Below are 25,313 nucleotides of genomic sequence, written 5' to 3'. Positions count from 1 at the left end.
GGCGGTGCCGTGACGCCGGAGGACTTCTCCACGGGCTCCTCCGTGGGGGCGGCCGTGTACGGCCGGGTGCGTGCGCTCCTCCCGGACTGCGACGTGCGCGTGTCGCGCAGCCAGGTCGCGCTGCGGGGACGGCGCGGCTTCGCCTGGCCCTGGCGGCCCGGCCGGTACCTGCGGGGGCCCACGTCGGAGGTGGTGCTGTCGGTGGCCCTGGGGCGGTGCGACCCGTCGCCGCGGTGGAAGCAGGTCGTGCACCCCTCGCCGCGCCACTGGGTGCACCACCTGGAGGTGCACGACCCCGCCGAGGTCGACGACGAGGTCGCCGCGTGGCTGCGCGAGGCGGCGGCGCAGGCCGACGCCCCGGGAGTCCCCCGGTGACCGGCTGGCTGCTGCGCTACGAGGGCCTGGACCCGGCACGGGAGCCGCTCCGCGAGGCGCTGTGCACGCTGGGCAACGGCCGGTTCGCCACCCGCGGCGCCGCCCCCGAGGCGCGCGCCGGCGGCTGCCACTACCCCGGGACGTACGCGGCGGGGGTGTCCAACCGGCTGGTCGACGAGGTCGACGGTCGGCGCGTCGAGAACGAGAGCATCGTCAACCTGCCCGACTGGCAGTCACTGACCCTGCGGATCGCCGACGGACCGGACCTCGGACCGGAGACCGGGACCGTCTCCGCTCACGTGCAGGAGCTCGACCTGCGCCGTGGCGTGCTCACCCGGCGCTACCGGGTCACCGACGGGCAGGGCCGGACCACCCGGGTGGCCCAGCGCCGGCTGGTGTCGATGGCCGACCCCTTCCTGGCCGCGCTGGACACCACGGTCGTGGCGGAGAACTGGGAGGGGCGGGTCGTCGTCCGGTCCGGCCTCGACGGCCGGGTGGAGAACGCCGGCGTGGCGCGCTACCGGCACCTGAGCGGGCGGCACCTGGTGCCCCGGGAGGCCGCCGTGGACGACGACTGCGTGCTGCGGCTGACCACGGAGACGAGCACGTCCCACGTCCGGGTCGGGCTGGCCGCCCGGCACCGGGTGCTCGTGGACGGCGAGCCGTGGGACGTCCCGGTCGTCCCCGTCGTCGACGGCGACGTCTACGCCGGCGCGGAGCTCGTCCTCGACGTCGCCCCCGGCCGGGTCGTGACCGTCGAGAAGGTCGCCGCGCTGTGCACCTCGCGGGACCGGGCGATCGACGAGCCGGGCGCCGCGGCGCTGGACGCGGTCGTCCGCGCCCCCCGCTTCGACGAGGTGCTGACCCGTCACGAGCAGGCCTGGCGGCGCCTGTGGGACCGGTGCGACGTCGTCATCGACGGGCCACCGCGCGCCTCGCTGGTGCTGCGGCTGCACGTGTTCCACCTGCTGCAGACGGTCTCGCCGCACAGCATCGACCTCGACGTGGGCATCCCCGCGCGGGGCCTGCACGGCGAGGCCTACCGCGGGCACGTCTTCTGGGACGAGCTGTTCGTGCTGCCCTTCCTCACCCTGCGCCTGCCCGAGGTCGCCCGCGCGATGCTGCTGTACCGCTGGCGCCGGCTGCCGGCCGCCCGCGCCGCCGCGCGGGCGGCCGGACGGCGCGGCGCGATGTTCCCCTGGCAGAGCGGCTCGACCGGCCGGGAGGAGTCGCAGACGCTGCACCTCAACCCGCGGTCGGGCCACTGGCTGCCCGACGACTCGGCGCTGCAGCGGCACATCGGACTGGCCGTCGCCTACAACACCTGGCGCTTCCACGAGGCGACCGGCGACACCGGCTTCCTCGACGCCCACGGCGCGGAGCTCCTCCTGGACGTCGCGGCGTTCTTCGCCGACCTCGCCACCTACGACCGCAGCGACGACCGCTACGACGTCTGCGGCGTGATGGGACCCGACGAGTACCACGACGCGCTGCCGTGGCGGGACCGGCCCGGGCTCGACGACAACGCCTACACCAACGTCATGACCGCCTGGACGCTGGCGCGGGCGCAGGACTGCCTCGCCCTGCTCGCCCCGCGGCGGCAGGCGGAGCTGCTCGACCAGCTGGGCTTGGGCCGGGCCGACCTCGAACGGTGGGAGCACGTCTCCCGGAAGCTGCGGCTGTGCTGGCACGACGACGGGGTGCTCAGCCAGTTCCGCGACTACGACCGGCTCGAGGAGTTCGACTGGGACGGCTACCGCCGCCGCTACGGCGACATCAGCCGGCTCGACCGGATCCTCGAGGCCGAGGGCGACTCGACCAACCGCTACAAGCTGTCCAAGCAGGCCGACGTCCTCATGCTGTTCCAGCTCCTGACGGCCGACGAGTTCTACGCGGTCCTGGACCGGCTCGGCTACCCCCACGACCGGCAGACCATCCCCCGCACCATCCGCTACTACCTCGACCGAACCTGCCACGGCTCGACGCTGTCGAAGGTGGTGCACGCGTGGGTGCTGGCGCGGGGGGACCGGCGCCGGGCGTGGGCCCACTGGCTGGAGGCGCTGGAGAGCGACGTCGCCGACGTGCAGGGCGGCACGACCGGCGAGGGCATCCACCTCGGGGCCATGGCCGGCACCGTGGACCTGCTGCAGCGGGCGTTCACCGGCCTGGAGACGCGGGGGGACGCGCTGGGGCTGGACCCGTACCTGCCGGACGCGCTCGCCGGCATGCGGTTCCGGCTGCGGTACCGGGACCACCCCGAGGTCGAGGTGGACATCACCCACGGCGAGGTCGTCGTCGGCGGTGACCTCCGGCGGGCGGCCGTGCTGCCGCTGCGGGTCCGCGACCAGGACCACCAGCTGGACCCGCGCGGCAGCCTCCGCGTGCCGCTGACCCGGCGGCGCAACGGCCGCGGCACCTGAGCGCACCGTCGGTGCACGGCGGTGAGACGGCCCGCCGACCTCGCCCGGGCGACCGGAGGACCTCGGTCGGCGGCCCACCCCGGGACCAACGGGGGACCCTCGCGGGCCGCACGCCGGCGGGGCGGGCACGCGGAGGACGGCTCTCGGAGGACGGCTACCCGTCCTGCGGCACGACGTGGGCGCTCCCCTGCGCCGGCAGGGCGGCGCCGGCCTCCACCGCCCGCGCCACCTCCGCCACCCGGTCCCGGAAGACCCGCCAGCGACGCTCGATGTCGTGGACCAGCCGCGAGGACTCACAACACAGGTCGGCCGCGCGGGAGATCACCTCGGCCGCCGAGTGCACCCGGCGGGGGGTGATCCGCGCGCCGGCCAGGTCGGCGCGCAGCGCGCCGGGGGTGAGGTCCAGAGCCTCGAGCATGTCCGCCGCACGGGCCAGCATCTGCCCGAGCAGCGACTGCACGTGCGCCGCGAGCCAGTCGTTGCTGATGATCCGGTGCCGCTCGCCCAGCACGTCAGCCAGTCCGTCCACGTCCAGGACCGCCGCGGCACCCTGCCAGGCGGCTTCCATCGCGGTGGCCAGCCAGCGCCCCCCGGCGACGAAGCCCTCGGCGTCGGCGCGGATCCCGGCGATCATCGCGGTGATCTCCGCCGGCCGCCCCTCCCCCTCGAGGAACAGCGCCCCGTCCAGGGCGATCGCCGCCTCGCTGTTGAGGTCGTCGGCCCCCAGGTAGGGACTGACCACGCCCCGCCGCGGCGTGGGTACGGCGGTGGCCCACCGATCACCCAGGGCCTGCAGCGTGCGGGCGTGCCGCTGCAGCCGCAGCGCCGTCTCCAGCGGGGAGGACGAGTAGAACCGCTCGTGCTCCCGGTGGACCCGCGACTGGTCGAGGATCGCCTGCAGCACCGGAGACAGGGCCGCCGGACCGGCTCCTCCCGGTGTCCCTCCCGACGTCATGCGGCCACCCTCGCCCACACGCCTCCGCGCGGGTCAGTGCCGTTCGTCCCACGGCGCCCGGGCCCTGGCGCCGCACGGGCCCGGGCCCGCAGGACCATCGTCACTGGTCCGGTCCGGTGGCCGGGGAGTTCCGTGGCCCCAGGCGAGAGCGCGACGTGCGTCGGAGGGACGGCCATGACCACGACAGGGACGTCCCGCCGTGTCGATCGCGGCCGGCCGCTGCTCGGCCTGCGACACCGGCCCGGCCGGCTCGCGCGGGCGGTGTTCCGGTTGCCGCTGGCGGCCTACCGGCACGGCGCCGGGCCGGCGGTGGGCCGCACCTTCCTCGCCTTCACCCACCTCGGCCGCAGGACCGGCCGGCCGCACCAGACCGTCGCGATGGTCCTGCACCACGACCAGGCCACCGGCGAGGCCGCGATCTGCGCCGCCTGGGGACCGCAGACCGACTGGTACCGCAACCTGCGGGCGCACCCCGCCACGACGGTGCAGCTGGGCGGGGCCGCGTTCACCCCGCAGCAGCGCTTCCTCACCGACGAGGAGGCGTTCGACGTCGCCGTGCGGTTCCGCCGCGCGCACCCGCACCGGCTGCGCCTGGTCAGCAGCGTCCTCGGCTGGGGCGACCTGCGCGACGACGCCGCGGTGCGCGGGTTCGTCCGGACCCACCCGTTCGTCGCGTTCCGGCCGGCGGCGCAGTCGCCGGCCGACCTGCCCGGGACCACGCCGCACGGGCACGGTGAGGCCGGCGGCGGCCGGCCGCGCCGCCGGTAGGCCTGCACCGTGCGGTCGGCGTCGACCGCGGTGGCCACGCAGTGCAGCTCTCACGGCTGGGCCGGTCGGCGGCCGGCGGGAGCGGCCGCCGGCTGCTCCAGCCGGGCCCTGACGGCGGCCAGGTGCCGGTCCCACGTCCGGTGCACGTAGCGGCGCAGCAGCGGGGTCAGCGGACGCAGCGGCCCGCGCGGCCGCACATCGGTGCGCACGACCAGCCGCGCACCGGATCCGGCCGCCTCCACGCGGCCCTCGGCGTGGACGTCCAGCCGGGGCGACGTGCTGTGCGCGGCCCAGGACCGCGGCGGGTCGAAGCCGGTGTAGGTGACGGTGCTGTCGCCGACGCCGTGCCCGAACCGCATCCGGAACCGTGAGCTGACGCCGACCGGCCCCTCGTCGAGCTGCTCGACCGCGAGCAGCTGCCGGTTCCACCCCAGCTCCTGGTGGGGATCGGTCATGAACGCGAACACCTCCGTGGGTGCGCGGTCGACGACGACGCTGTTCTCGACGACTCGCCGGGCGGCGCGCGGGGCGGCGCCACCGGCCGGCACGGACGGCAGGCGGACGCCGGACCGGGCCGCCTCGACGAGCGCGGTGGCCGACCGCTGCACACCCGTGGCGAGCACGTCGACGTCGTCGACGGCGGCGTCGGCGGTGATGCCGACGGAGAGGGTGCCGGTGTAGGACAGCGCAGCGACGCCCACGGGCACCCCGGCGGCGAGCGGTGCCACCGGCACCGCGTCCAGCAGCTGGGCTCCGGCCAGCCACAGCGGTCGATCGGGGCCGGGCACGTCCGTGACGAACAGGTTGACCCGCCCACCGGCGACGCGCCGCATCCACCGCACCGCCGGCCGCGCCAGGGGCAGGGGCAGTTGCAGGAGGTCGAGGACGTCGCCGCCGCCGGCGCGCAGCCGCTCCTTGCGCCGGGCCGTGTCGGCGTGGACGGCGGCCAGGCAGCGCAGCGGATCGGCCTCGCCGACCGGCAGGCCGACGACCAGCAGGCCGTCCGGCTGACCGGCGCCGCGCGCACCGACCGGCACCGAGGCACGCAGCACCAGGCCGTCGACGTCGTCGCCGCGGCCGGTGAGCAGGTCCCGCAGCCCACCGGTGACCGCGGTCAGCAGGAGGTCGTTGAGGCTCACCCCGAGCCGGTGCCCGGCCTCGCGCAGGTCGGGCAGCGGGAGCCGCACGACGGCCAGCCGGCGCCCCGGGCCGACCCCGCGCGACAGCGAGGTGACCGGCGCGCGGGTACGGAGGTCGGCCGCGGCGTCGGCCAGTTGCCGTCGGCGGCGGCGCACCCGGTCGAGGAGGGGCCGCGGCGGTCCGGCACCGGCGACCGCGGGACCCGGGAGGTTCCGCGCCGGTCCGGGGTCCTCCGCCGGCTGCTCCGCGGACTGCTCCGGTCCGCCGTCGAGCAGGGCCGCAGCGAGGGCCACACCGGCGAGGCCGCCCGCGACGACGTGGTGCACCACGACCAGCACCCCGAACCGCCCGTCGGGCAGGCCGTCCACGACCTCGGCGCGCCACAGCGGCCGGTCGTGGGCCAGGGGGCGCAGGACCGCCCCGGCGCACCAGTGCGGGAACGGCTCCCCGGCCGGCAGGCGGACCCCGGTGACGTGCCTGCCGGCGTCGAAGGCCGGATCGTCGGCCCAGTACGGCCGGCCGCGTCCGGAGCGGGTCCGCACCACCCGGCGCCGCAGCGCCGGCACCCGCGCGACCCGGCGCACGAGCGCTGACCGGACCCGCTCGAGGTCCAGGGTGTCGCCGCCGCGCCGGAACGGGGCGCCGTCGAACTCCCCGGCCAGGGCGATGTGGAACGGGACGGCCGGCTCGTCGACCCACAGGGTCGCCAGCTCACCCGGGGTCAACCGCGTGGGACGCACGGGACACTCCCTCCGTCTCGGGTGCGAGGTCCCGGCCGCGGCGTGGCGGCGGCCCGCGTCGACCGGGACCCGCCGGTGACGCCGACCGGCGAGACCTCGGCGTGGACCACCACGTACGGGCGGCGCCCGGCGCGGGACCGTCTCAGGCACCCGGGGCCGCGTCGGCGACCTCGCCGAGCGCGCTCGCGAGCCGGTCCCGCGCCTCGGCGGCGACGGGGGCCAGCGCATCCCGGCCGGTCAGCCCGACCATGACGTCGGGGTCCATCGCCGAGACCCGGGTGGCGCCGTGCTCGTCGACCCGGACGACGACGTTGCAGGGCAGCAGCAGGCCGACGTCCGGCTCGGCCTCCAGCGCCCGGTGGGCCAGCGGCGGGTTGCAGGCGCCCAGGATCAGCTGCGGCGGCACCTCCACGCCGAGCTTCGTCCGCAGGGTCGCCGCGACGTCGATCTCGGTCAGCACGCCGAACCCCTGACCGGCCAGCGCGGCCCTGGTCCGCGTGAGCGCCTCGTCGAACGGGAGGTCGACCTCGACCGACATCCCGTACCCCGGGCCGTCCACGACCGGGTGCTCCTGCACCGTCCCGCTCACCGGTGGACCGCGACTTTCAGCGCACCGGAGGCGACCGGGTCGGCGAACAGGTCGTAGGCCGCGGGCACCTCGTCGAAACCGAAGCGGTGCGTGACGATGCGGCCGGCGTCGAGCTTCCCGGCCTGCAGCATCCGCAGCAGCATCGGCGTGGTGTTCGTGTCGACCAGGCCGGTGGTGATGGTGACGTCACGGATCCACAGGTCCTCGAGGTGCAGCGTCGTCGGCTTGCCGTGCACGCCGATGTTGGCCACCCGCCCGCCGGGCCGGACCACGTCCACGGCGAGGTCGAAGGTCGCCGGGATGCCGACGGCCTCCATGCCGACGTCGGCGCCCAGCCCGCCGGTCAGCTCCCGCACGGTGCCGACGACGTCGTCGTCGGGCGAGAGGACGAGGTCGGCACCGAGCTCGGTGGCCGCGGCCCGGCGCGCCTCGACCGGGTCGACGACGACGATCCGCTGCGGGGTGTAGAAGCCGGCGGTCATGATCGCGGCCAGCCCGATCGGGCCCGCGCCCACGATGACCACGGTGTCCCCCGGCCGCACCCCGCCGTTGAGCGCGCCGACCTCGTAGGAGGTGGGCAGGATGTCGGCCAGCATCAGCGCCGCCTCGTCGGCGACCCCCTCGGGCAGCCGGTGCACCGAGCTGTCGGCGAACGGGATGCGTACTGCCTCGGCCTGCACGCCGTGGGTGGTGTGCCCGAGGATCCAGCCCGCGCTCCGGCACTGTCCGTACCGGGCCTCCCGGCAGTAGCGACACCGGCCGCAGGCGGTGATGCACGAGACGAGCACCCGGTCGCCGGGACGGACGGTCCGCACCCCGGGGCCCACCTCCGTGACGGTGCCGACCGCCTCGTGGCCGAGGATCGTCCCCGGGGCCACCTCGGGCACGTCGCCCTTGAGGATGTGCAGGTCGGTGCCGCAGATGGTGAAGCCGTCCACGCGCACGACGGCGTCCTCGGCGTCCTCGATGCGCGGATCGGGGACGACCTCCCACGACCGCTTGCCGGGACCGTGGTAGACGAGCGCCTGCATGACCTCTCCTCCCGCTGTCGGAGCACCCAGTCCAGCGCGGGGGACCACCGGACCGGAGTGCCGAACGTCCCGCGTGGCAGGGACGCACCGCCTGCTCGGCGGCCGGCGGGCGCGCGGGACCGACGGCCCGGCCCGGCGGTGCTCTCGGACTCTCCACGCCGCGCCGCCGCCGCCCGACCATCGACGGCACGGGACCCGCACGTGCCCGCTCAGGTCCCGAGGAGGTCCGTCATGACGTCCACCGGCCGCAGCGCCCGAGCACGCCGCCCGGCAGCCGACCCGGCGACGCGGTCGCACCGATCACTCCGCTGGGCCGACCTGAGCCCCCGCCGGAAGGGGGTGCTGCTGGCCCTCGGCTCGGTCCAGCTGTCCCTGGCGGTCGCGGCCTGGACCGACCTCGCCCGCCGCCGCCCCGACCAGGTGCACGGCCGGAAGGCCGTCTGGGCGGCGGTCATCGCCGTCAACTGGGTCGGTCCCCTCGCCTGGTTCCGCTGGGGCCGGCGTCGCTGAGCGGCCCGGCCGACGGCGCCGCCCGGACGGACACGCTCGAGGAGGAGCGCTGTGAGACCCACGTGGAGGGACGCCCTCGCCACCCTGCTGGTCGCCGCGGCCGTCCTCGCCTACGTCGCCCACCTGGTCGGCGACGACCTCCCGCTGCTGCGCGACCCACGGGGCACGGGGGCAGTGGTCCTGGTGCTCGGCGTCGCGGCGGCCCTGGTCCCCGGCCGGGCCGTCCGGCGGCCGCGGACGAACAACCGGGTCGGCCTGACGACGGGTGCGGCCGGACTGGTCCTCGGGATCGCCACCGTCTGGGTGGGCACCAGCGAGGAGCTGCTATGGTCCACCGTGGCGTTCCCCGTGGTGACCTGGGGTCTCGGCGAGGTGGCTGCCCTCGACGCCTGGCCGCCCACCCGGCGGCAGACCCCGGCGGCCCGGTGACCCGCACCCGGTGACAGGGGCCGTTGGCCCCTGCCCCTCCGGGCAGTGCGCCCGTGCCCGGACCCCGGCGCCCCGTCGAGACTCGACGGCCCCAGCCCGGACACCACGGTCGAGGAGGGCCCATGGACGTCGGTGCGATCGTCAACGGAGCACGGGACGCGATCACCGTGAAGCGGGTGTTCGCCGAGCCCTACGAGAAGGACGGCGTCACCGTGATCCCCGCTGCCAGCATCGGTGGAGGCGGTGGAGGCGGCGCCGGGCACGACGACTCCGGACAGGAGGGGCAGGGCGCGGGGTTCGGCCTGGGAGCCCGTCCGGCCGGGGTGTACGTGATCAGGAACGGGGAGGTGACCTGGCAGCCGGCGGTCGACGTCAACCGGCTGGGCACGGTGGCCGGCCTGGTGCTCGTCGTGCTGCTGGTGACCCGGTCCCGCGTCCTCCGTGCGCAGGTGCGATCCCGCCGTCGCCGGCGCGGCAACTGACCCGCGGGTCCCGGTCCACCCCGCAGCACGGCGGCGGGGGCCTCCGGTCGGCCCGCCTTGAGCGGTGCGTCTCCGCGCACCCACTGCCGGCTCACCGCGGCTGGCGGAACAACCCCCGCCACCGGCGACGGGCGACGGGGCCCGGCTCCCCCGGGCCGTCGTCGGCGACGAGCTCGTAACGGTGCCCGTAGGTGTCGATCACCGCCTGGAACGCAGCGACGACCGGGATGGCGACCAGCGCACCCATGCCCCCCAGCAGGCTCGCGCCGACGATGACCGAGCCGAGGGCGACCGCCGGGTGCACGTGCACCGTGCGCGCGGTGATCCTCGGTCCCACCAGGTAGTTCTCCACCTGCTGGTACGCGGCGCCGAACACCACGACCCACAGCGCGTCCGACGGCTGGCCGGCGAGTGCCACGACGGCAGGCAGGCCGATCGCGAGATAGGTCCCCACGGTGGGGATGAACTGCGAGACCAGCCCGGTCCAGAGCGCGAGCGGCAGCCAGAACGGCACCCCCAGGAGCAGCAGGAAGACGGCCGTGACGAACGCGCTGAGCAGGGCGAGCAGCAACCGGGAGAACACGTACCCGCCGGTCTTCTCCACCGCGATGTCCCAGACGGTCGCGATGACCCGCTGCTGCCGGGGCGGGAACCGGCGGGAGACGGTGTCCCGCAGGGCAGGTGCCTCGGCGGACATGTAGTAGGCGAACAGCAGGAACGTCAGCGCCTGGAAGACCGCCCCGATCACCGAGGTCACGAACCCGACGACGCCGGGCGTGAGGTCCTGCACGACCTGCTGGACCCGCTCGGGGGTGAGCTGCAGGGAGTCGACGACGTCGTCGGCCTGCAGCGTGGTACCGAACGTCCCGTTGGCCGCCTCCACCACGTCGCGGACGACCTCGGGCAGCGAGCTCACCAGACCCGCGAGCTGGTCGACCAGCAGGGTGCCGAACGCGGCCACCAGGCCGACCCCGACGAGCACCACGCCCAGCATGACCAGGCCGGTGGCGGCCCCGCGGCGCAGCCCCCGCCGGGTCAGGGCGTGCACGGCCGGCTCGATGCTGATCGAGAACATCCAGGCGAGGAACACCAGACCGAGGAAGCCACGCAGGTGGGTGAACGCCCAGCCCGCCACCTGGTAGGCGGCGACGGCGAGCAGCGCCAGCAGCAGGACACGGCGCAGCCAGGGCGGCTCGGCACCCCAGCGGCTCGGGGCATCGCCGTCGGGGACCGGCGGGGACGGGACGGCCTCCGACTCCCGCCCGTCCGCCGCGTCTGGCACGTCGCTCGCCGGCACGTCGGCACGGTAGAGCGGCACGCGACCCCGAAGGCGTGCCGGAGGTCCCGGGACGGCTGCCGCACGTCCCAGGGCTCCCCGTCCCCGGGGCTCGTCGCTCAGCCGCCGGGCGTGGACTGCAGGTCGGTCCGCAGCCGGACGTGGAGCGCCCGGAACGGCAGCCCGTGGGCGCCGGGCTCGGTCCAGTCGACGTGCACGACCTGCCCCGCCCGCAGCGGGCCGCCGGTCACCACGGAGGCCTCGGCCCAGCACTCCCCCGGCGGGTCGGCCAGCTCGATGACGGCACCACCGGCGTCCGCGTCCCACCGGACGACGCTGCCGGTGGTGCTCCCGCTGCGTTCCATGCCGCCAGGCTGCGCCCCGCGGGCGCCCGCGACAAGGCGGTCAGCGGGTGCTGCGCCGCTCGACGACCGCCCACGACGGCTCGGGCCCCGGCGGGTCGCCGAGGACCAGCCGGGCGCAGCGGCGGCCCTGGTCCTGCAGCGACTGGGCGACGGTCGTGAGCCCGGCCGCGGCCGCGCCCGGCCCGTCGTCCCAGCCGGTGACGGCGAGCTCGCGCGGCACCGCGAGCGGGGTCGCGCGCAGCACCGCCAGGGCCAACTCGTCGCTCATGGCCAGCACGGCGTCGGTGCCGGGCGGGATCCGGCCGAGCGCCCGCTCGGCCTCGGCGCCGTCGTTGCGCGCGAGGACCACGACCGGGACGGCGGCCCAGTCCAGCCCGGCGGCGGTGACCGCGTCGCGGTAGCCGGCGAGCCGGGCGCGCGTGACCGGGAAGGCCGCCGACGCCGGATCCGGGCCGGAGGCGACGTGCGGCTCCCGGCGGCGGTCGACCGGGAACGACAGCACCGCGGGCCGGGTCGCCGACCGGACCCCGACCGCGCCGACGGCCGCGGCGGCGGCGCGGTCGTCGACGGTCACCAGGTGCAGCCCCTCGACCGCCGGCCCCCCGTGCACGGCGACCGGCAGCCCCGACGCGGCGACCGCCCCCAGAACCGGGTCGTCGTCCGCCGTGGTCCACACGACGAAGCCGTCGACCGCGGCCTGCCGGACCCGGTCCACGTCGCTGGGTGCCCCCGAGACGGGGATGAGCGTGAGCCCCAGCCCGTGGTCGGTGCAGACGTCGGCGATCCCGGCGAGGAACGCCGTGGCCTGCGGGTCGGAGAACGCGTAGGCGAGGTGCTCGCCCAGCACGACGCCGAGGTTGCCGGTGCGGCCCCGGCGGAGGTTGCGGGCGGCCGCGTCCGGGCCGGGGTAGCCGAGCCGCGCGGCCGCCGCCAGCACCCGCTCGCGGGTCGCCACGGCGACCCGGTCGGGCCGGTTGTAGGTGTAGCTGACCGTCATCACCGAGACGCCGGCGGCGCGGGCGACATCGGGCATCGTGGTCCTGCGCGACACCGCCGGAGCCTAGCGTGTGTAACGTTACGAGCGATGACGGCCAGTCGACCGGCGTACCTGTCCTTCGCGGCCTTCGGCGCGCTGTGGGGCACCTGGGGAGCCGCCCTGCCGGCGGTGCGGGACGCCGCCGGGGTGGACGAGGGGGACCTGGGCCGGGCCCTGCTCTGCATCGGCGCCGGCGCCCTGCCCGCGATGCTGCTGACCGGCCGCGCGGTCGACCGCCGCGGCGGCCGGGTGGTGGCGCTCGCCCTCGTGCTCATGGCCGCGTGCGGGGTCGCGGTGGCCGCGGCCGCCCGCAGCGGGACGTCGCTGGCGGTGCTGCTGCTGGCGCTCGGCGCGGCGTCGGGCGCGGCCGACGTCGGGATCAACGCGGTGGCCGGAGCGGCCGAGCGGACCGCGGACCGGCCGGTGCTGACCCGGGCGCACGGGGTGTTCTCGGCCGCGGTGGTGGTCTCCAGCCTGGCCACCGGCGCGATCGTGGCGGCCGGGTTGCCGGTGGCCGTGGCGTTCGGGCTGGTCGTCGTCGCCGCCGCGGGAGCCGGGGCGTCGCTGTGGCCGGTGGGCCCGACGGCCGGCCTCGGGCCCACCGACCCGTCCTCGGGCGGTCCGGGCGGGCGGGCGTGGATCCTGCCGCTGGTCGCCGTCGGGCTGGTCGGGGCACTGGGCTTCGCGGTGGAGAACGCCCACCAGAGCTGGGGTGCGGTGTTCCTCGCCGACGAGCTGGCGGTGCCCGACGGCCTGACCGCGGCCGCGTCGGCGGTGTTCGCCACGGTGGCGGCCCTGACCCGTTTCGCGGCCGGGGCCTCCCCCCGCCTGCCCGCCTGGCTGCTGCTCACCGCGGGCGCGCTCGCGGCCACCGCCGGGTCGGTGGCGCTGGCCGGGTCGACCACGGTGGCCGCCGCCCTGGCCGGCCTGGCGCTGGCCGCGGCCGGGACCTCCGTGCTCTTCCCCACCCTGCTGCGGGAGTCGCTGCGGGGAGTCCGGCCGGAGGTGCGCGGGCGGGCCACCTCCGCCGTCGCGACGACCGCGTACCTGGGCTTCCTGCTGGGGCCGGTCGTGGTGGGCGTGCTGGCCGACGCCGCCGGGCTGCGGACGGCGGTCCTCGGCGTCGCCGCCCTGGCCGCCGTCACGACCGCGCTGGCGTGGCCGGTCGCCCGGTGGGCCGCGCGGACGGCGGCCCGCGCCCCGGCCGGTGCCGCGCACTGAGCACCCGGCACACCCGTCCCACCCGACCGCAGGGACGTCCGGTCGCGGCGTCCGCCCGCCGATCGGAGGAGCGTGGCCCGAGCGCACCCCTCCGTCCTGATCACCGGCAGCTCCTCCGGCCTCGGCCTGGAGACCGCCGTCGAGCTGGCCGGCCGCGGGTGGCAGGTCGTGGCCTCGATGCGCGACCCGCAGCGGCGGACGGCGCTCGACGCCCGGGCACGGGAGGCCGGCCTCGACCCGCTCGACGTCGTCGCGCTCGACGTCACCGACCCGGACTCGGCCAAGCGGGCGGTCGAGGAGACCCTCGAGCTGACCGGCGGGCGGCTCGACGCGCTGGTGGGCAACGCCGGCACCGCCTCGGGCGGCGCCTTCGAGGACACCGACGAGGGCGAGTGGCAGCGGGTCCTCGACACCAACCTGCTCGGCGGCATGCGGCTGGCCAAGCTGGTGCTGCCGGTCATGCGGCGGCAGCGGGCCGGGCGGCTGCTGTTCGTCTCCAGCGACTCGGCGCGCTACGGCAACCCGGGCCTGTCGCTGTACTGCGCGTCCAAGTGGGCACTCGAGGGCTGGGCCGAGTCACTGGCCTACGAGGTGGAGCCCTTCGGCGTACGGGTGGTCCTGGTGGAGCCGGGCAACTACGACACCGCCATCTGGTCGACGACGCCGCGCGTCACCGCGCCGGACAGTGCGTACCGCGGCCTCCTGGAGGCGGTCGAGCGGTTCGTGCAGGACGAGCACCTCCCGCGCTCCCGCGACCCGCGCGAGGTGGCCCGGGCCGTCGCCCGCGCCCTGGCGGCGGACCGCCCGCCGTTCCGGGTGCCGGTCGGCCCCGACGCCCGCCTGGCCGCCGTGCTGGGACGGCTCCCCTACCGGGTGACGGCCACGGCGGTCCGGCGGCTCACCGGCCTGCACCGCTGGCGGCCCTGACCGGTCCGCCTCACCCGCTCGCGACCGGGGCGCCGTCCCGGACCGCCCGCAGCGCCTCGGCGTAGGCGGCGGGGTCGACGTCGCCGAGCAGCAGCCGCTGCAGGAGGAAGCCGATCACCGTGGAGAACATCGCCGCGCCCAGGTGCAGCGGGTCGGCGCCGGCCGGCAGCCGCCCGGCCGCCTGCCCCCGCCGGGCGACCTCGACGAAGTACCCACGGATGGTGCGGTAGGCCCGGTCGACGACGGCGTGCACCGCGGGGTTGCGCAGCGCCTCCCCCCACGCCTGCACGGCGACCCGCGTGACGTCGACCGGCTCGCGTGCGGCGACGTCGGCCACCATCCGGACCGCGGCGGCCACCGCGTCGACCGGGTCGGGTGCGGCGTCCTCCTCGAGGAGCGCCTCGAACCGGACCGCCGCCTCCCCGAGGATCCGGTCGACGATGGCCGCGATGAGCTCGTCCTTGCTGCGGAAGTACCGGTAGACCGCGCCGGCCGACATCCCGGAGGCCGCGATGACGTCGGCCATCCCGGTGGCCTGGAAGCCGTTGGCCGCGAACCGGGCGGTGGCCGCGTCGAGGATCTGGTCGCGGCGGGCGGCGAGGTGGGACTCAGGAACGCGGGGCATGCCTCCAGAGTAAAACGAACGACCGTTCTTGACGAGTGCGGGACTCCGGAGCACACTCGGCCAGGTAAGCGAACGGTCCTTCGTTTTACAGGAGCGGTCCCCATGTCCACGTCCGCACCACCGCCTCCCGCCCGCAGGTCCGCCACGTCCGCGACCGCCGCCGTCGCCGTCGTCGCCGTCCTGCTCACCGTCGTCCTCACCGCCTTCGCGTGGCCGGCCGTCCGGTCGGCGCCGCACGACCTGCCGCTCGCCGTCGCCGGGCCCCCGGCCGCCACGGAGCAGGTGACCGCAGCCCTCGACGCCGCGGCGCCCGGCGCCTACGACGTCCGTCCGCTCGACGGCGAGCCCGCCGCCCGGGCGGCCATCGAGGACCGCGAGGTGTACGGCGCGGTGGTCGTCGACGCCGGCGGGCCGCGTCTGCTCGTCGCCTCGGCCGCCTCCCCGACCGTCGCGAACTCCCTGCGCCAGGTCGCCACCGGCCTCGGGGCGGCGACCGGGACACCCGTGCCGGTGGAGGACGTCGTCCCCGCGCCCGAGGCGGACCCGCGCGGAGCCGGGCTGGCCGCCGCCGCGCTGCCCCTCGCGCTGGGCGGCATCGTCACCGCCGCCCTGACCTCGCGACTGGTGCGCGGCCGCGCCCGGCAGGTCGCCACGGCGCTCGCCGCGGCGGTGGCCGGCGGCATGGTCACCGCGACCGTGCTGGGCACCTGGCTCGGCGCGGTCGAGGCCGGGTGGTGGACGACGTCGGCCGTCGTGGCGTTCGGCATCGCGGCGACCGCCCTGGTGCTGCTGGGCCTGCACGACCTGCTGGGCACGCCGGGACTCGCACTGGGCGCGGCGACGACGGTCCTGCTGGGCAACCCGCTGTCCGGTCTGGCCGGCGCGCCGGAGCTGCTGCCGGGCGCCTGGGGCACGGTGGGCCAGTGGCTGCCGCCGGGGGCGACCGGGACCCTGCTGCGCGCCACCTCGTGGTTCGACGGCGCCGGGGCGGGCTCCGCGCTGCTCGTGCTCACCGCCTGGTGCCTGGCCGGCCTGCTCCTGCTCGGCGCCGGCGCGGCCCGCGCCCGCCGGGCCCGGCCGGACGCACCGGCCCCCGCCGCCCGGGAGGCCGTACCGGTCTGACCGCCGTGCCGGCCGGGACCGCGAGGGACATCCTCGGGACGTGCGCCGCCCCTCCCCCCTGGTCTCCTCCGCCGTGCCCGTCGTGCTCACCGCGCTGGTGGGCACGGCGGGCACCGACGTCGGCTCGGACTGGTACCGGCGGCTGGACACGCCGCGCTGGCAACCGCCCGGCCCGGTGTTCGGGATCGTGTGGACGGCGCTGTACGCGCTGGTCGCCGTGGCGGGGACCCGCACGCTGCGGCGGGCCGCCACCGACCGGCGGAGCTGGTCGGGCGCCTTCGCGGTCAACCTGGTGCTCAACGCCGGGTGGCCGTGGGCGTTCTTCCGCGCCCGCCGGCCGTGGCCGGCAGCGGCGGAGGCGGCACTGCTCGCCGTCTCGACCGCCGACCTCGCCCGGCGGTCGGCGCGGATCGACCGGACGGCCGGGCTGGCGCTGCTCCCCTACGCCGCGTGGACGGCCTTCGCCACGGCGCTGAGCACCGAGATCGCCCGCCGCAACCGGGGCTGAGCGGCCACCCCGTGGCGGGAGCAGCGGACTCGACGCGCGGGCTCCCGTAGACGGGGCGGAACCGTCCGGGTCACCATGTCCCACCCGGTCGTCCGGCAGCTCAGGGGGGAGCGCAGTGGACAGGTCACGGCGAGGGATCCGCTCGGCCCGCCTCATCCCGGCTGTCGGAGCGAGCGCCTGTGCGCTCGGGGTGGCGGCGGCCCTGTCCGCGACGTCGGCCGTCCCCGGCGCGGAACGGGGCGGAGAGGACACCGCGCCGGCCGGCGACGTCTACCGCCCCACGCCCGAGCCGGCATCTGGCGCCGGGCCGCTCGCCCTGCCGAGCATCGGCGTGCTCGCCCCCGGGTTCGAGGAGGGGTGGGCACCCGCGCCGCCGGAGGCGCCGGTGGTCGACTGGGCGGCCCTGGTGCCCCAGGACCCGTTCCCGCCGTTCACCGAGGACCTGGACCGGTACCTGCGCGCCGAGGCGACCGCCGGGACGACGACCGCTCCCGCGGCCGGTCTCCCGAGCACGCCGGCGGCCGCGCCCTCGACCGGGACCTACACCACGTCGCCGCCGTCGCCGACCGCTGCGCCGTCCACCGCGGCACCGTCGACCACGCCGTCGACCACCGCGCCGTCGACCACCGCGCCGTCGACCACCGCGCCGTCGACCACGGCACCGTCCACCACGGCACCGTCCACCACGGCACCGTCCACCACGGCACCGTCGACCACGGCACCGTCGACCACGGCACCGTCGACCACGGCACCGTCGACCACGGCACCGTCGACCACGGCACCGTCCACCACCGCACCGTCGACTGCGGCACCGTCCACCACACCCACGGGGTCGACGACGCCGTCCACCACACCGCCGCCGTCCACCACGCCGGCGCCACCCACCACGCCGCCGACCACCACGCCGCCGACCACACCGCCGCCGACCACACCGCCGCCGACCACACCGCCGCCGACCACACCGCCGCCGACGCCCGATCCGACCCCGGAACCCACGCCGGAGCCCACGCCGGAACCCACGCCCGAGCCCACCCCGGAACCCACGCCCGAGCCCACCCCGGAACCCACGCCGGAGCCGACCCCCGAGCCGACACCGGAGCCGACGCCGGAACCCACGCCCGAGCCCACCCCGGAACCCACGCCGGAGCCGACCCCCGAGCCGACACCCGAGCCGACGCCGGCGCCCCAGCCCGCTCCGGCGCCGGCGCCGGCGCCCGAGCCCGCTCCGGCGCCGACGGCCGAGCCCACCGAGCCGGCGTGCGAGGTGCCCGCGCCCGCGGACCCGGCGGCCACCCCGCCGCCCCCGCCGGCGACCGACCCCGTGACCGGCGAGCCCGTGCCCTGCACCCCGGCCGAGCCCGCGCCGGCCACTCCCTGACCCGGGCGCGCTACCGGCGCAGGTCGGTGGCGTACCAGACCTCGCGCAGCCGGTGGCCGGCCCACTCGCGCTCGAGCACCTCACCCGTCGGGCGCCAGCCGGCCCGCTCGTAGAACGCCCGCGGACCGGTGTTGCGCTCCTCGGTGCGCAGCCGGGCGCGGTCCCACCCGGCCCGGCGGAGGCGGTCGAGGACGGCGGCCAGCAGCGCGCGCCCCGTGCCCCTCCCCTGCTCGACGGGGTCCACGTAGAGCAGCGTCACCTCGCCGGTGGCGTCGTCGGCCCGCGCGAAGCCGACGACGGCGCCGCCGCGCTCGGCCACCAGGAACCCCGGCGCGGTCACCCGCTCCCGCCACAGCGGCACGTCGGGCTCGGCCAGGACGTCGCCGAGGAAGGACGACCAGGCCGCCCGCCCCGCGCGCGCCTGCACCGCGGCGACCGCCGCCGCGTCCCCCGGCTCCGCCGGCCGGATCACCACCTCGTCCACCGCGGCAGTGTGACCCCGGCGAGCGGGCGCGGGTCCGCCCGGACGAGGATGAGCCGTGCCCATCGACGTCACCACCACCTACCCCGCCGACCCCGAGCGCGTCCTCGCCGTCCTCACCGACGAGTCCCTCCTGCGCGAGGTCGCCCAGGCCCTGGAGGCGCAGGTGCAGGAGGTGTCGAGCCGCACGGAGGGAGCCGGCACCACCACGCGGATGCGGCTGTCGGCGCCCACGACGGGCATCCCGCCGGTCTTCGCCCGCTTCGTCGGCAGCACCGTGCCGGTCTCGCAGGTCACCACCTGGCGCCCCGACGGCGACGGCGGCTACCGCGGCGACCTCGACCTGCGCGCCGAGATCATGGGCCGCGAGGCCCGGGTCACCTGCGCCCGGCGGCTGACGCCCGCGGACGGCGGGACCCGCGCCACGGTCACCGGCGACGCGAAGGTCGACGCCCCGCTCATCGGCCGGCAGGCCGAGGCGGCCGTGCGCGACCTGGTCACCCAGGTCGTGCTGCGCCGCGAGCACGAGGTGCTGCAGCGCCGCCTGGGCGAGGGCGGCTGAGCGTCACCCGGCGAGCCCGGCCAGCGCGCGCACTAGCACCTCGCGGGTGTCGGCCGGGTCCACGACGTCGTCCACCTCGAACGCCGACGCGACGTTGAGCGCCCGCCCCTGCGCGTAGGACTGCGCGACCAGCTCGGCGAACCGGGCCTCGCGGGCGTCGGCCGGCAGCGCCTCCAGCTCGCGCCGCGCCCCGAGCCGGACGGCGCCCTCCAGGCTCATCGGCCCGAACTCGCCGGTCGGCCAGGCCAGCGTGAGCAGCGGGGCCTGCAGGTCGCCGCCGAGCATCGCCATCGCCCCCAGGCCGTAGGCCTTGCGCAGCACCACCGCGAGCAGCGGCACCGGCAGCTGCGCCCCGGCGACGTAGAGCCCGCCGAAGCGCCGCACGGTGCCGGTGCGCTCGGACTCCGGGCCGACCATGAAGCCGGGGGTGTCGACCAGCGACACCACCGGCAGCCCGGCCGACCCGCACAGCCGCAGGAACGCCGCCGCCTTGTCCGCCGACTCGCCGTCGATCGCGCCGCCGAGGTGCCGCGGGTCGTTGGCCAGGAACCCCACCGGCCGCCCGCCCAGCCGGGCGAGGGCGGTGACGATCCCGCGGCCGAACGCGGAGCGCAGCTCCAGCACGCTGCCGGCGTCGGCGAGCGTGGTGACCACCGGCCGCACGTCGTAGCTGCGCACCCGGTTGGCCGGCAGCGCCGTCCGCAGCGACCGCTGGTCGGCGGCCTCCCCCGGCTCGACCCGCCCGGCCAGCAGCCCGACCGCGCGCCGGGCGGCGGCGACCGCGGCGGCGTCGTCGGCGACCACGACGTCGACCACGCCGTTGGCCGCCTGCACCGCCGTCGGCCCCACGTCGCCGGGAGCGACGACGCCGAGGCCGCCGGCCTCGATCATCGCCGGGCCGCCCATGCCGATGCTGCTGTCCTCGGTGGCGACGACGACGTCGCAGCAGCCCACCAGCGCGGCGTTGCCGGCGAAGCAGTACCCGGAGACGACGGCGACCGTGGGCACCCTCCCGGCGAGGCGCGCCATCGTGGTGAACGTCGGGACGTCGAGCCGGGAGAAGCCACCGCCGTCGGTGTCGCCGGGCCGCCCGCCGCCGCCCTCGGCCACGAGCACCACCGGCAGCCCGCGCTCGGCGGCGACCTCGAGCAGCCGGTCGGTCTTGCGGTGGTTGGTGCGGCCCTGGGTGCCGGCCAGCACGGTGTAGTCGTAGACCAGCACCGCGCAGGGGACGCCGCCGACCTCGCCGATGCCGGTGACCATCCCGTCGCCGGGGGTGCGGGCGACCAGCTCCGCCAGCGACCGGCGCGCCCGCTGCGCGGCGATGCCCAGCTGCCCGTACTCGACGAAGGTGCCCTCGTCGACCAGCGCGGCCACCGTCTCCCGCGCGGTCATCCGCCCGGCGTCGTGCCGGCGGGCGACCACGTCGGGCCGGGCCGCGTCGAGGGTGGCGGCCCGCCGCTCGTGCAGCTCGGCGAGCTCGGGGCGGACCGCGTCCGGGTCGTCCTCGCCCGGCCTGCCGGCGGCGTCGTCGACCTCGCCGGCGAGGACCCCGCCGAGCACGGTCCCCGCGGTGACGACGTCACCCACCCGCGCCGTCAGGCCGGTGACCACGCCGGCGACCGGCGCGGCCACCACGTGCTCCATCTTCATGGCCTCGAGCACCAGCAGCGTGGCCCCGGCGGCGACGGCGTCGCCCTCGGCTGCGGCGACCTCGACCACCGCCCCCGACAGCGGTGCGGTGACCGGCAGGACGCCGTCGACGGCGGGCCCGGTGGGGTGCTCCGGGGCCGGCTCGGGCACCAGCTCGGCCAGGCGCGCGTCGACCAGGTCGGTGTCCGCCCGCCCCTCGGCGACCTCGGGCAGGGCGACCAGCGCGGCGAGCAGGCCGGCGGTGGTGGGCACGCCGGCGACGTCGAGCTCGGCCAGCGCCCGGGCGGCGCCGGCCAGCGCCCGCGGGAGGTCGCGGTCGTGCACGACGACCTTGGCCAGCAGTGAGTCGTAGCGGGGGCCGATCTCGGTGCCGGGCACCGCGGCGGTGTCCACCCGCACGCCGCGCCCGGTCGGCGGGACGAACCGCTCGAGCACCCCGGTGCCCGGCCGCACGGTGCCGTCGGGGAGCAGGGTCTCGGCGTTGACCCGCGCCTGGACGGCGGCGCCGCGGACCGGCGGCGGGGTCTGCAGCCCCAGGCCGGCCAGCGTCGCGCCCTCGGCCAGCCGGATGCCCACCTCCGCGAGGTCGAGGCCGGTAACCTCCTCGGTGACGGTGTGCTCGACCTGCAGTCGCGGGTTGACCTCGAGGAAGGCGACCTCGTCGCCGCGGACGAGGAACTCCACCGTCGCCAGCCCGCGCAGGCCCGCCGACCCGCACAGCGCCGTCGCCCACGCGGCGAGGCGGCCGCGCAGGTCGGCGCCGAGCGCCGGCGCGGGCGCCACCTCGACCAGCTTCTGCCGGCGCCGCTGCAGCGAGCAGTCCCGGTCGCCGAGGACCACGATCTCGGCGCCGTCGCCGGCCACCTGCACCTCGACGTGCCGGGCACCGGTGAGCAGCCGCTCGAGGTGGACGGCGCCGACGCCGAAGGCCGCCCGCGCCTCCGACCGGCAGCGCTCCAGGGCCGCGGGCAGCGCGGCGGCGTCGTGCACGGGCCGCATGCCGCGCCCGCCGCCCCCGGCGAGTGCCTTGACCATCACCGGGCCGCCGGCCAGGAAGGCCGCGGCCTCGTCGGGGCCGGGGTCGGCGCCGGTGGCGGCGAGCACCGGCACGCCGAGCCCGGCCGCGCGGTCGCGGGCACGGGTCTTGTCGCCGAAGAGCGCCAGCACGCCGGCGTCCGGGCCGACGAAGGTGAGCCCGGCGTCGGCGCAGGCTCGGGCCAGCCGCGGGCTCTCGGCGAGGAACCCCCAGCCCGGGTGCAGGCCGTCGGCACCGGCGCGCACGGCCGCGCCGACCACCGCGGCGACGTCGAGGTAGGCGGCCGGGCCGGTGCCGGGCAGCCGGACGGCGTCGTCGGCGCGGCGCACGTGCAGGCTCCCGGCGTCGTCCTCGGGAGCCACCGCCACGGTGGACAGGCCCAGCGCGGCCGCGGTCCGCAGCACGCGGACGGCGACCTCGCCGCGGTTGGCGACCAGCAGCCGGGTGACGCTCACGGTCGCCGGAGTCTAGGGAGCGCGCCGGCGCGATCCGGGGCAGGCTGCCGGTCATGACGACACCGCCGACCGAGCCCGACGCCCCCCAGCCGCGCGACATCGCCGTCGAGATGGAGACCCAGCAGGTCGCCGACGACCTCGAGGCGCGCAGCGACCCGGAGGAGCCGGCGAACCCGGCCTGAGCGGGGAGGACGCCGACCCGTCCCCGGGCGTAGCGTTCTCGTATGTCCGCCGAAACCGGGACCGGACGCCTGGTCGCCGGGCGTTACGCGGTGACCGAGACCATCGGGCGAGGTGGCATGGGCGTCGTGTGGCGCGCCACCGACCAGGTGCTGCGCCGGCCGGTCGCCCTCAAGGAGATCGTGTTCCCGGCGCACCTCAGCGACGAGGAGCGCGAGTCGCTGCGCCTGCGGACCCTGCGCGAGGCCCGCACGGCGGCCCGGCTGGTGCACCCCTGCGTCACCACCCTCTACGACGTCGTCGAGGAGGACGGCCGGCCCTGGCTGGTGATGGAGCTGGTCGAGTCCCGCAGCCTGCAGGAGATCGTGCAGCGCTCGGGTCCGCTGCCGTGGCGCACGGTGGCGCGCATCGGCCTCGACGTCCTCGACGCGCTGGAGGCCGCGCACGCGGCGGGGATCGTGCACCGCGACGTCAAGCCGGCCAACGTGCTCGTCGGCGCCGACTGCTCGGCGCACCTGACCGACTTCGGCATCGCGACGGCCACCGGCGACTCGTCGATCACCACGTCGGGCGCCATCCTCGGCTCACCGGCCTACATGTCGCCCGAGCGGGCGCGCGGCGAGGAGCCCGGGCCCGCCGTCGACCTGTGGTCGCTGGGCGCGACCCTCTACACCGCGGCCGAGGGCCGGCTCGCCTTCGACCGGCCCGAGCCGATGGCCACGCTGCTCGCCGTCGTCCAGGAGGATCCCGCGCCGGTCGAGCGGGCCGGTCCGCTGGCCCCGGTCCTGCACGGGCTGCTGACCCGCGACCCCGCCCAGCGGTGGGACGTCGCCCGCGCGCGGGCCGGCCTGCGGGACGCCCTCGCCGGCGCCGGGCCGGGACCGGCCTGGACGCCGCCCGCGCCCGGCGGTCCCCCGGCCGAGGGCGCGCCGTCGCTGGGCGGCCAGGTCGAGCGCTTCGACCTCGACGACCTGCGCGCCCTGGCCTCGGTCATCGGCACCGTCGCCCGCGACGCCCGCGACCAGGCCCGCTACCTCGCCGACAAGCGCCGGGAACGCAAGGAGCGCAGGGAGCGCAGGTCCGGGGAGCGGGCCGAGCAGAAGGCGCGCGCCGCCGCCCCGCCGACTCCCCCGCCGCAGGCACCGCCGCCCGCACCGGTGCGCGGCCGCGGGCGGACGGCGCCGCCCGCGCCGGGCCGGAGCCGGGGACGGGGACGGGCGGCACCGCCCGTGCCGCGGCGCCGGCGGTTCAAGCGGCGCTGGGTGGTCGTGCCGGTCGTCGTGACCGTGCTCGCCGTGCTGGCCGCCCTGGGCGGGGTGGTGGCGCTGCTCGCCGCCCTCCTCGGCTTCTGGTGATCAGCCCCGCTGGGCGAGGCGGGCGGGGTCGAGCCGGTGGGCGGCGACGTAGTACAGCGTGGCGCCCTCCGGCACGGGGGTGTCCCAGGAGGGGCTGACGACCAGGCCATCGGTGGTGCGCAGGGCGAGCACGGTGGCGCCGTGGTCGCGGCCGAAGGCGGTCTGCCAGTCGCCGAAGGCGCGGTGCGACAGGCCGGCCGGCACCCGCACGGAGTAGGTGTTGCCGTGCCCGCCGGCGGTCATCAGCTCGTTGTAGACCGCGGTGAGCCCCGGGTCGGCCGCCTCCTCCGAGAGCAGGAACGGCATGTGCCACTGCACCACCTGCACCCCGGGGTTGACGTAGCGCAGGGTGACGCGCCGGCCGAGGTCACGCACCGCGGCCACCATGTGGACGTCGGGGTTGGCGTGGTCGACGGCGACCGCGATGGCGAGCGTCTCGTTGTCGTCGCGGCCGTCGATCACGACCGTGCGGGCGCGGGCCACCCCGGCCCGGGTCATGACGTCGGCGTGCGTCAGGTCACCGCGGACGAAGGAGACCGCCGGCTCCTCGGGCATCGGGTTGACCGGGACGTCGTCGTGCGCGCACAGCGCGATCCGCGTGCCCGGCTCGACGGTCAGCTCGGCGACGATCCGCTCGGTCCGCCCCGGCGTGTAGCCCAGGACGACGACGTGGTCCCGGAGGTCCAGGCCGACCACTCCTCTCAGCCGCTTGCCCCGCGTGGTCTGCAGGGCGGTGGCCAGCTCGGTGAACAGCAGGGTCAGCGTGACGATCCCGCCGACGATGACGTAGGCGCCGACGACCCGGCCGCCGAAGGACACGGGGAACTGGTCGCCGTAGCCGACGGTGGCGGCGGTGACGACGAAGAACCACCAGTAGTTGGCCGGGGCGGCCAGGCCGCTGTCGGCCGGCTCGACCAGCGCCATCGCCGCCCAGCTGGTCAGGAAGACCAGGAGGGCGACGGCGAGCGGCAGGCGCCAACCCGACAGCCGGGTCCGGAGGGAACGCAGCAGCCGCTGGAGCAGGAACGGCAACGCGGGACTCCCTCGGACGGCGGGTGGACACCGCAACCTACCGTCGGGCCGCCGCCGCGGGCGTCCCCCGCGAGCGGGACGGGTAGCGCCGGGGCATGCGCACCTCCGACCTCCTCCGGTACGCCTACGCCCAGATCGGCGAGACGCTGCACCGCGCCCTCGAGGGCCTGTCCCCGGAGGAGCTGGCGCACCGGCCCGGTCCCGACGCCAACCCGGTCGGCTGGCTGGCCTGGCACCTGCTCCGCGTGCAGGACGACCACCTCGCCGAGGTCGCCGGCACGCCCGAGGTGTGGACGGCGCAGGGCTTCGCCGCCCGCTTCGGCCTGCCGGTCGACGACGCCGCCACCGGCTACGGCATGTCCCCGGAGGAGGTGGCCGCGGTGCGCGTGCCCTCCACCGAGTTGCTCCTCGAGTACGCCGACGCGGTGGCCGCCCGCAGCGACGGGTTCCTGGGCGGGCTGTCCGACGACGACCTCGACCGCGTCGTCGACGAGCGCTGGGACCCGCCGGTCACCCTCGGCGTGCGGCTGGTCAGCGTCCTCTCCGACGACCTGCAGCACGTGGGCCAGGCGGCCTACGCCCGGGGGCTGCTCGGCGCCTGAGCTCCCGCACGGGGTGGGGACCCGAGTGAGCAGTCGCGGTCGGCGACACGCGCCGCCACG

At 77.3% G+C, this 25,313-nt stretch carries 26 protein-coding genes; 14 read left to right on the top strand and 12 right to left on the bottom strand.

From position 1 onward, the window contains the following. Positions 1-9: 9 nt before the first annotated feature. Complete coding sequence (locus tag ACI79V_RS11435) at positions 10-375, top strand: DUF5655 domain-containing protein (protein WP_456889293.1); 366 nt, start codon at positions 10-12, stop codon at positions 373-375. Beyond that, a complete protein-coding gene (locus ACI79V_RS11430) occupies positions 372-2,795 on the top strand; it encodes a glycoside hydrolase family 65 protein (protein ID WP_456889291.1) in 2,424 nt (807 codons plus the stop codon). The genes ACI79V_RS11435 and ACI79V_RS11430 overlap by 4 nt, the downstream gene beginning before the upstream one ends. 154 nt (positions 2,796-2,949) lie before the next feature. Here the strand turns inward: ACI79V_RS11430 and ACI79V_RS11425 are convergent, their stop codons facing one another. Further along, positions 2,950-3,699: a hypothetical protein gene (locus ACI79V_RS11425; protein ID WP_456889289.1), complete on the bottom strand. Its 750-nt coding sequence runs from the start codon at positions 3,697-3,699 to the stop codon at positions 2,950-2,952. Positions 3,700-3,924: 225 nt separating this feature from the next. On the opposite strand from ACI79V_RS11425, the gene ACI79V_RS11420 reads away from it, so the two are divergent. Continuing rightward, the gene (locus tag ACI79V_RS11420; RefSeq protein ID WP_456889287.1) at positions 3,925-4,518 is read left to right on the top strand and encodes a nitroreductase family deazaflavin-dependent oxidoreductase; all 594 of its coding nucleotides are present in this window, start codon (positions 3,925-3,927) and stop codon (positions 4,516-4,518) included. Positions 4,519-4,568: 50 nt separating this feature from the next. On the opposite strand, the gene ACI79V_RS11415 is transcribed toward ACI79V_RS11420, so the two are convergent. From ACI79V_RS11415 to ACI79V_RS11405, 3 genes are all read right to left on the bottom strand, one after another. Beyond that, entirely contained in the window at positions 4,569-6,398 is a 1,830-nt protein-coding gene (locus tag ACI79V_RS11415) for a wax ester/triacylglycerol synthase domain-containing protein (protein WP_456889286.1), read from the bottom strand. A gap of 142 nt (positions 6,399-6,540) precedes the next feature. After that, positions 6,541-6,957 (bottom strand): DUF302 domain-containing protein, encoded by a 417-nt coding sequence (locus ACI79V_RS11410; protein ID WP_456874067.1) that lies wholly within the window; start codon positions 6,955-6,957, stop codon positions 6,541-6,543. 26 nt (positions 6,958-6,983) lie between these two features. After that, positions 6,984-8,018: an alcohol dehydrogenase catalytic domain-containing protein gene (locus ACI79V_RS11405; protein WP_456889284.1), complete on the bottom strand. Its 1,035-nt coding sequence runs from the start codon at positions 8,016-8,018 to the stop codon at positions 6,984-6,986. Positions 8,019-8,249: 231 nt separating this feature from the next. Between ACI79V_RS11405 and ACI79V_RS11400 the strand changes: the two genes are divergently transcribed. The 3 genes from ACI79V_RS11400 (at position 8,250) to ACI79V_RS11390 (ending at position 9,439) form a co-directional block, all read left to right on the top strand. Continuing rightward, a complete protein-coding gene (locus ACI79V_RS11400; protein WP_456889282.1) occupies positions 8,250-8,528 on the top strand; it encodes a PLD nuclease N-terminal domain-containing protein in 279 nt (92 codons plus the stop codon). A 51-nt stretch (positions 8,529-8,579) separates the two neighbouring features. Next, the gene (locus ACI79V_RS11395) at positions 8,580-8,957 is read left to right on the top strand and encodes a hypothetical protein (protein WP_456889281.1); all 378 of its coding nucleotides are present in this window, start codon (positions 8,580-8,582) and stop codon (positions 8,955-8,957) included. Positions 8,958-9,079: 122 nt separating this feature from the next. Continuing rightward, the gene (locus tag ACI79V_RS11390; RefSeq protein ID WP_456889279.1) at positions 9,080-9,439 is read left to right on the top strand and encodes a spore germination protein GerW family protein; all 360 of its coding nucleotides are present in this window, start codon (positions 9,080-9,082) and stop codon (positions 9,437-9,439) included. Positions 9,440-9,530: 91 nt separating this feature from the next. Here ACI79V_RS11390 and ACI79V_RS11385 read toward each other — a convergent pair whose 3' ends face one another. The 3 genes from ACI79V_RS11385 to ACI79V_RS11375 form a co-directional block, all read right to left on the bottom strand. Then, a complete protein-coding gene (locus tag ACI79V_RS11385; protein WP_456889277.1) occupies positions 9,531-10,736 on the bottom strand; it encodes an AI-2E family transporter in 1,206 nt (401 codons plus the stop codon). A 98-nt stretch (positions 10,737-10,834) separates the two neighbouring features. After that, positions 10,835-11,080 (bottom strand): hypothetical protein, encoded by a 246-nt coding sequence (locus ACI79V_RS11380; RefSeq protein WP_456889275.1) that lies wholly within the window; start codon positions 11,078-11,080, stop codon positions 10,835-10,837. Between the two features lie 40 nt (positions 11,081-11,120). Next, positions 11,121-12,131, bottom strand: a complete 1,011-nt coding sequence (locus ACI79V_RS11375; protein WP_456889273.1) for a LacI family DNA-binding transcriptional regulator — start codon at positions 12,129-12,131, stop codon at positions 11,121-11,123. A gap of 33 nt (positions 12,132-12,164) precedes the next feature. Here ACI79V_RS11375 and ACI79V_RS11370 point away from each other — a divergent pair, with 33 nt between their 5' ends. Continuing rightward, positions 12,165-13,337, top strand: coding sequence for an MFS transporter (locus ACI79V_RS11370; RefSeq protein WP_456889271.1), 1,173 nt, complete (start codon positions 12,165-12,167; stop codon positions 13,335-13,337). A 72-nt stretch (positions 13,338-13,409) separates the two neighbouring features. After that, the gene (locus ACI79V_RS11365) at positions 13,410-14,264 is read left to right on the top strand and encodes an SDR family NAD(P)-dependent oxidoreductase (RefSeq protein ID WP_456889269.1); all 855 of its coding nucleotides are present in this window, start codon (positions 13,410-13,412) and stop codon (positions 14,262-14,264) included. A gap of 10 nt (positions 14,265-14,274) precedes the next feature. On the opposite strand, the gene ACI79V_RS11360 is transcribed toward ACI79V_RS11365, so the two are convergent. Continuing rightward, positions 14,275-14,889, bottom strand: coding sequence for a TetR/AcrR family transcriptional regulator (locus ACI79V_RS11360; protein WP_456889268.1), 615 nt, complete (start codon positions 14,887-14,889; stop codon positions 14,275-14,277). Positions 14,890-14,991: 102 nt separating this feature from the next. Between ACI79V_RS11360 and ACI79V_RS11355 the strand changes: the two genes are divergently transcribed. Both ACI79V_RS11355 and ACI79V_RS11350 read left to right on the top strand, forming a co-directional pair. After that, the gene (locus tag ACI79V_RS11355) at positions 14,992-16,011 is read left to right on the top strand and encodes a hypothetical protein (protein ID WP_456889266.1); all 1,020 of its coding nucleotides are present in this window, start codon (positions 14,992-14,994) and stop codon (positions 16,009-16,011) included. A 40-nt stretch (positions 16,012-16,051) separates the two neighbouring features. Beyond that, positions 16,052-16,519: a TspO/MBR family protein gene (locus ACI79V_RS11350; RefSeq protein ID WP_456889264.1), complete on the top strand. Its 468-nt coding sequence runs from the start codon at positions 16,052-16,054 to the stop codon at positions 16,517-16,519. A 540-nt stretch (positions 16,520-17,059) separates the two neighbouring features. Here ACI79V_RS11350 and ACI79V_RS11345 read toward each other — a convergent pair. Together ACI79V_RS11345 and ACI79V_RS11340 are read right to left on the bottom strand one after the other, a co-directional pair. After that, positions 17,060-17,890 (bottom strand): hypothetical protein, encoded by an 831-nt coding sequence (locus ACI79V_RS11345; protein ID WP_456889262.1) that lies wholly within the window; start codon positions 17,888-17,890, stop codon positions 17,060-17,062. Positions 17,891-17,907: 17 nt separating this feature from the next. Continuing rightward, the gene (locus ACI79V_RS11340) at positions 17,908-18,381 is read right to left on the bottom strand and encodes an N-acetyltransferase family protein (RefSeq protein WP_456889261.1); all 474 of its coding nucleotides are present in this window, start codon (positions 18,379-18,381) and stop codon (positions 17,908-17,910) included. Positions 18,382-18,436: 55 nt separating this feature from the next. Here ACI79V_RS11340 and ACI79V_RS11335 point away from each other — a divergent pair, with 55 nt between their 5' ends. Beyond that, the gene (locus tag ACI79V_RS11335) at positions 18,437-18,940 is read left to right on the top strand and encodes a DUF2505 domain-containing protein (RefSeq protein WP_456889260.1); all 504 of its coding nucleotides are present in this window, start codon (positions 18,437-18,439) and stop codon (positions 18,938-18,940) included. A gap of 3 nt (positions 18,941-18,943) precedes the next feature. Here the strand turns inward: ACI79V_RS11335 and ACI79V_RS11330 are convergent, their stop codons facing one another. Continuing rightward, positions 18,944-22,084 carry a carboxyl transferase domain-containing protein gene (locus ACI79V_RS11330; RefSeq protein ID WP_456889258.1) on the bottom strand — a complete coding sequence of 1,047 codons (3,141 nt, stop codon included), beginning with the start codon at positions 22,082-22,084 and terminating at the stop codon, positions 18,944-18,946. 53 nt (positions 22,085-22,137) lie between these two features. Between ACI79V_RS11330 and ACI79V_RS11325 the strand changes: the two genes are divergently transcribed. Together ACI79V_RS11325 and ACI79V_RS11320 are read left to right on the top strand one after the other, a co-directional pair. Then, positions 22,138-22,266 carry a hypothetical protein gene (locus ACI79V_RS11325; protein ID WP_456874087.1) on the top strand — a complete coding sequence of 43 codons (129 nt, stop codon included), beginning with the start codon at positions 22,138-22,140 and terminating at the stop codon, positions 22,264-22,266. 42 nt (positions 22,267-22,308) lie between these two features. Next, positions 22,309-23,619, top strand: a complete 1,311-nt coding sequence (locus ACI79V_RS11320; RefSeq protein ID WP_456889256.1) for a serine/threonine-protein kinase — start codon at positions 22,309-22,311, stop codon at positions 23,617-23,619. Here ACI79V_RS11320 and ACI79V_RS11315 read toward each other — a convergent pair whose 3' ends face one another. After that, positions 23,620-24,651 carry an ion channel gene (locus ACI79V_RS11315; protein ID WP_456874089.1) on the bottom strand — a complete coding sequence of 344 codons (1,032 nt, stop codon included), beginning with the start codon at positions 24,649-24,651 and terminating at the stop codon, positions 23,620-23,622. A 95-nt stretch (positions 24,652-24,746) separates the two neighbouring features. Here ACI79V_RS11315 and ACI79V_RS11310 point away from each other — a divergent pair, with 95 nt between their 5' ends. Next, positions 24,747-25,253, top strand: coding sequence for a mycothiol transferase (locus tag ACI79V_RS11310; RefSeq protein ID WP_456889254.1), 507 nt, complete (start codon positions 24,747-24,749; stop codon positions 25,251-25,253). Positions 25,254-25,313 lie beyond the last annotated feature (60 nt).

This window comes from Geodermatophilus sp. SYSU D00700 (assembly GCF_054050255.1).
Note: the sequence above shows the minus strand (reverse complement) of the source record. Positions and strands in the feature narration are given on the sequence as shown.

Excerpts from the sequence above, each read along its gene's own strand:
- ACI79V_RS11370 (WP_456889271.1), top strand. The coding sequence starts at position 12,165 with ATGACGGCCAGTCGACCGGCGTACCTGTCCTTCGCGGCCTTCGGCGCG.
- ACI79V_RS11355 (WP_456889266.1), top strand. The coding sequence starts at position 14,992 with ATGTCCACGTCCGCACCACCGCCTCCCGCCCGCAGGTCCGCCACGTCC.
- ACI79V_RS11420 (WP_456889287.1), top strand. The coding sequence starts at position 3,925 with ATGACCACGACAGGGACGTCCCGCCGTGTCGATCGCGGCCGGCCGCTG.
- ACI79V_RS11400 (WP_456889282.1), top strand. The coding sequence starts at position 8,250 with ATGACGTCCACCGGCCGCAGCGCCCGAGCACGCCGCCCGGCAGCCGAC.
- ACI79V_RS11325 (WP_456874087.1), top strand. The coding sequence starts at position 22,138 with ATGACGACACCGCCGACCGAGCCCGACGCCCCCCAGCCGCGCGACATC.
- ACI79V_RS11380 (WP_456889275.1), bottom strand. The coding sequence starts at position 11,080 with ATGGAACGCAGCGGGAGCACCACCGGCAGCGTCGTCCGGTGGGACGCG.
- ACI79V_RS11360 (WP_456889268.1), bottom strand. The coding sequence starts at position 14,889 with ATGCCCCGCGTTCCTGAGTCCCACCTCGCCGCCCGCCGCGACCAGATC.
- ACI79V_RS11310 (WP_456889254.1), top strand. The coding sequence starts at position 24,747 with ATGCGCACCTCCGACCTCCTCCGGTACGCCTACGCCCAGATCGGCGAG.
- ACI79V_RS11390 (WP_456889279.1), top strand. The coding sequence starts at position 9,080 with ATGGACGTCGGTGCGATCGTCAACGGAGCACGGGACGCGATCACCGTG.
- ACI79V_RS11405 (WP_456889284.1), bottom strand. The coding sequence starts at position 8,018 with ATGCAGGCGCTCGTCTACCACGGTCCCGGCAAGCGGTCGTGGGAGGTC.
- ACI79V_RS11320 (WP_456889256.1), top strand. The coding sequence starts at position 22,309 with ATGTCCGCCGAAACCGGGACCGGACGCCTGGTCGCCGGGCGTTACGCG.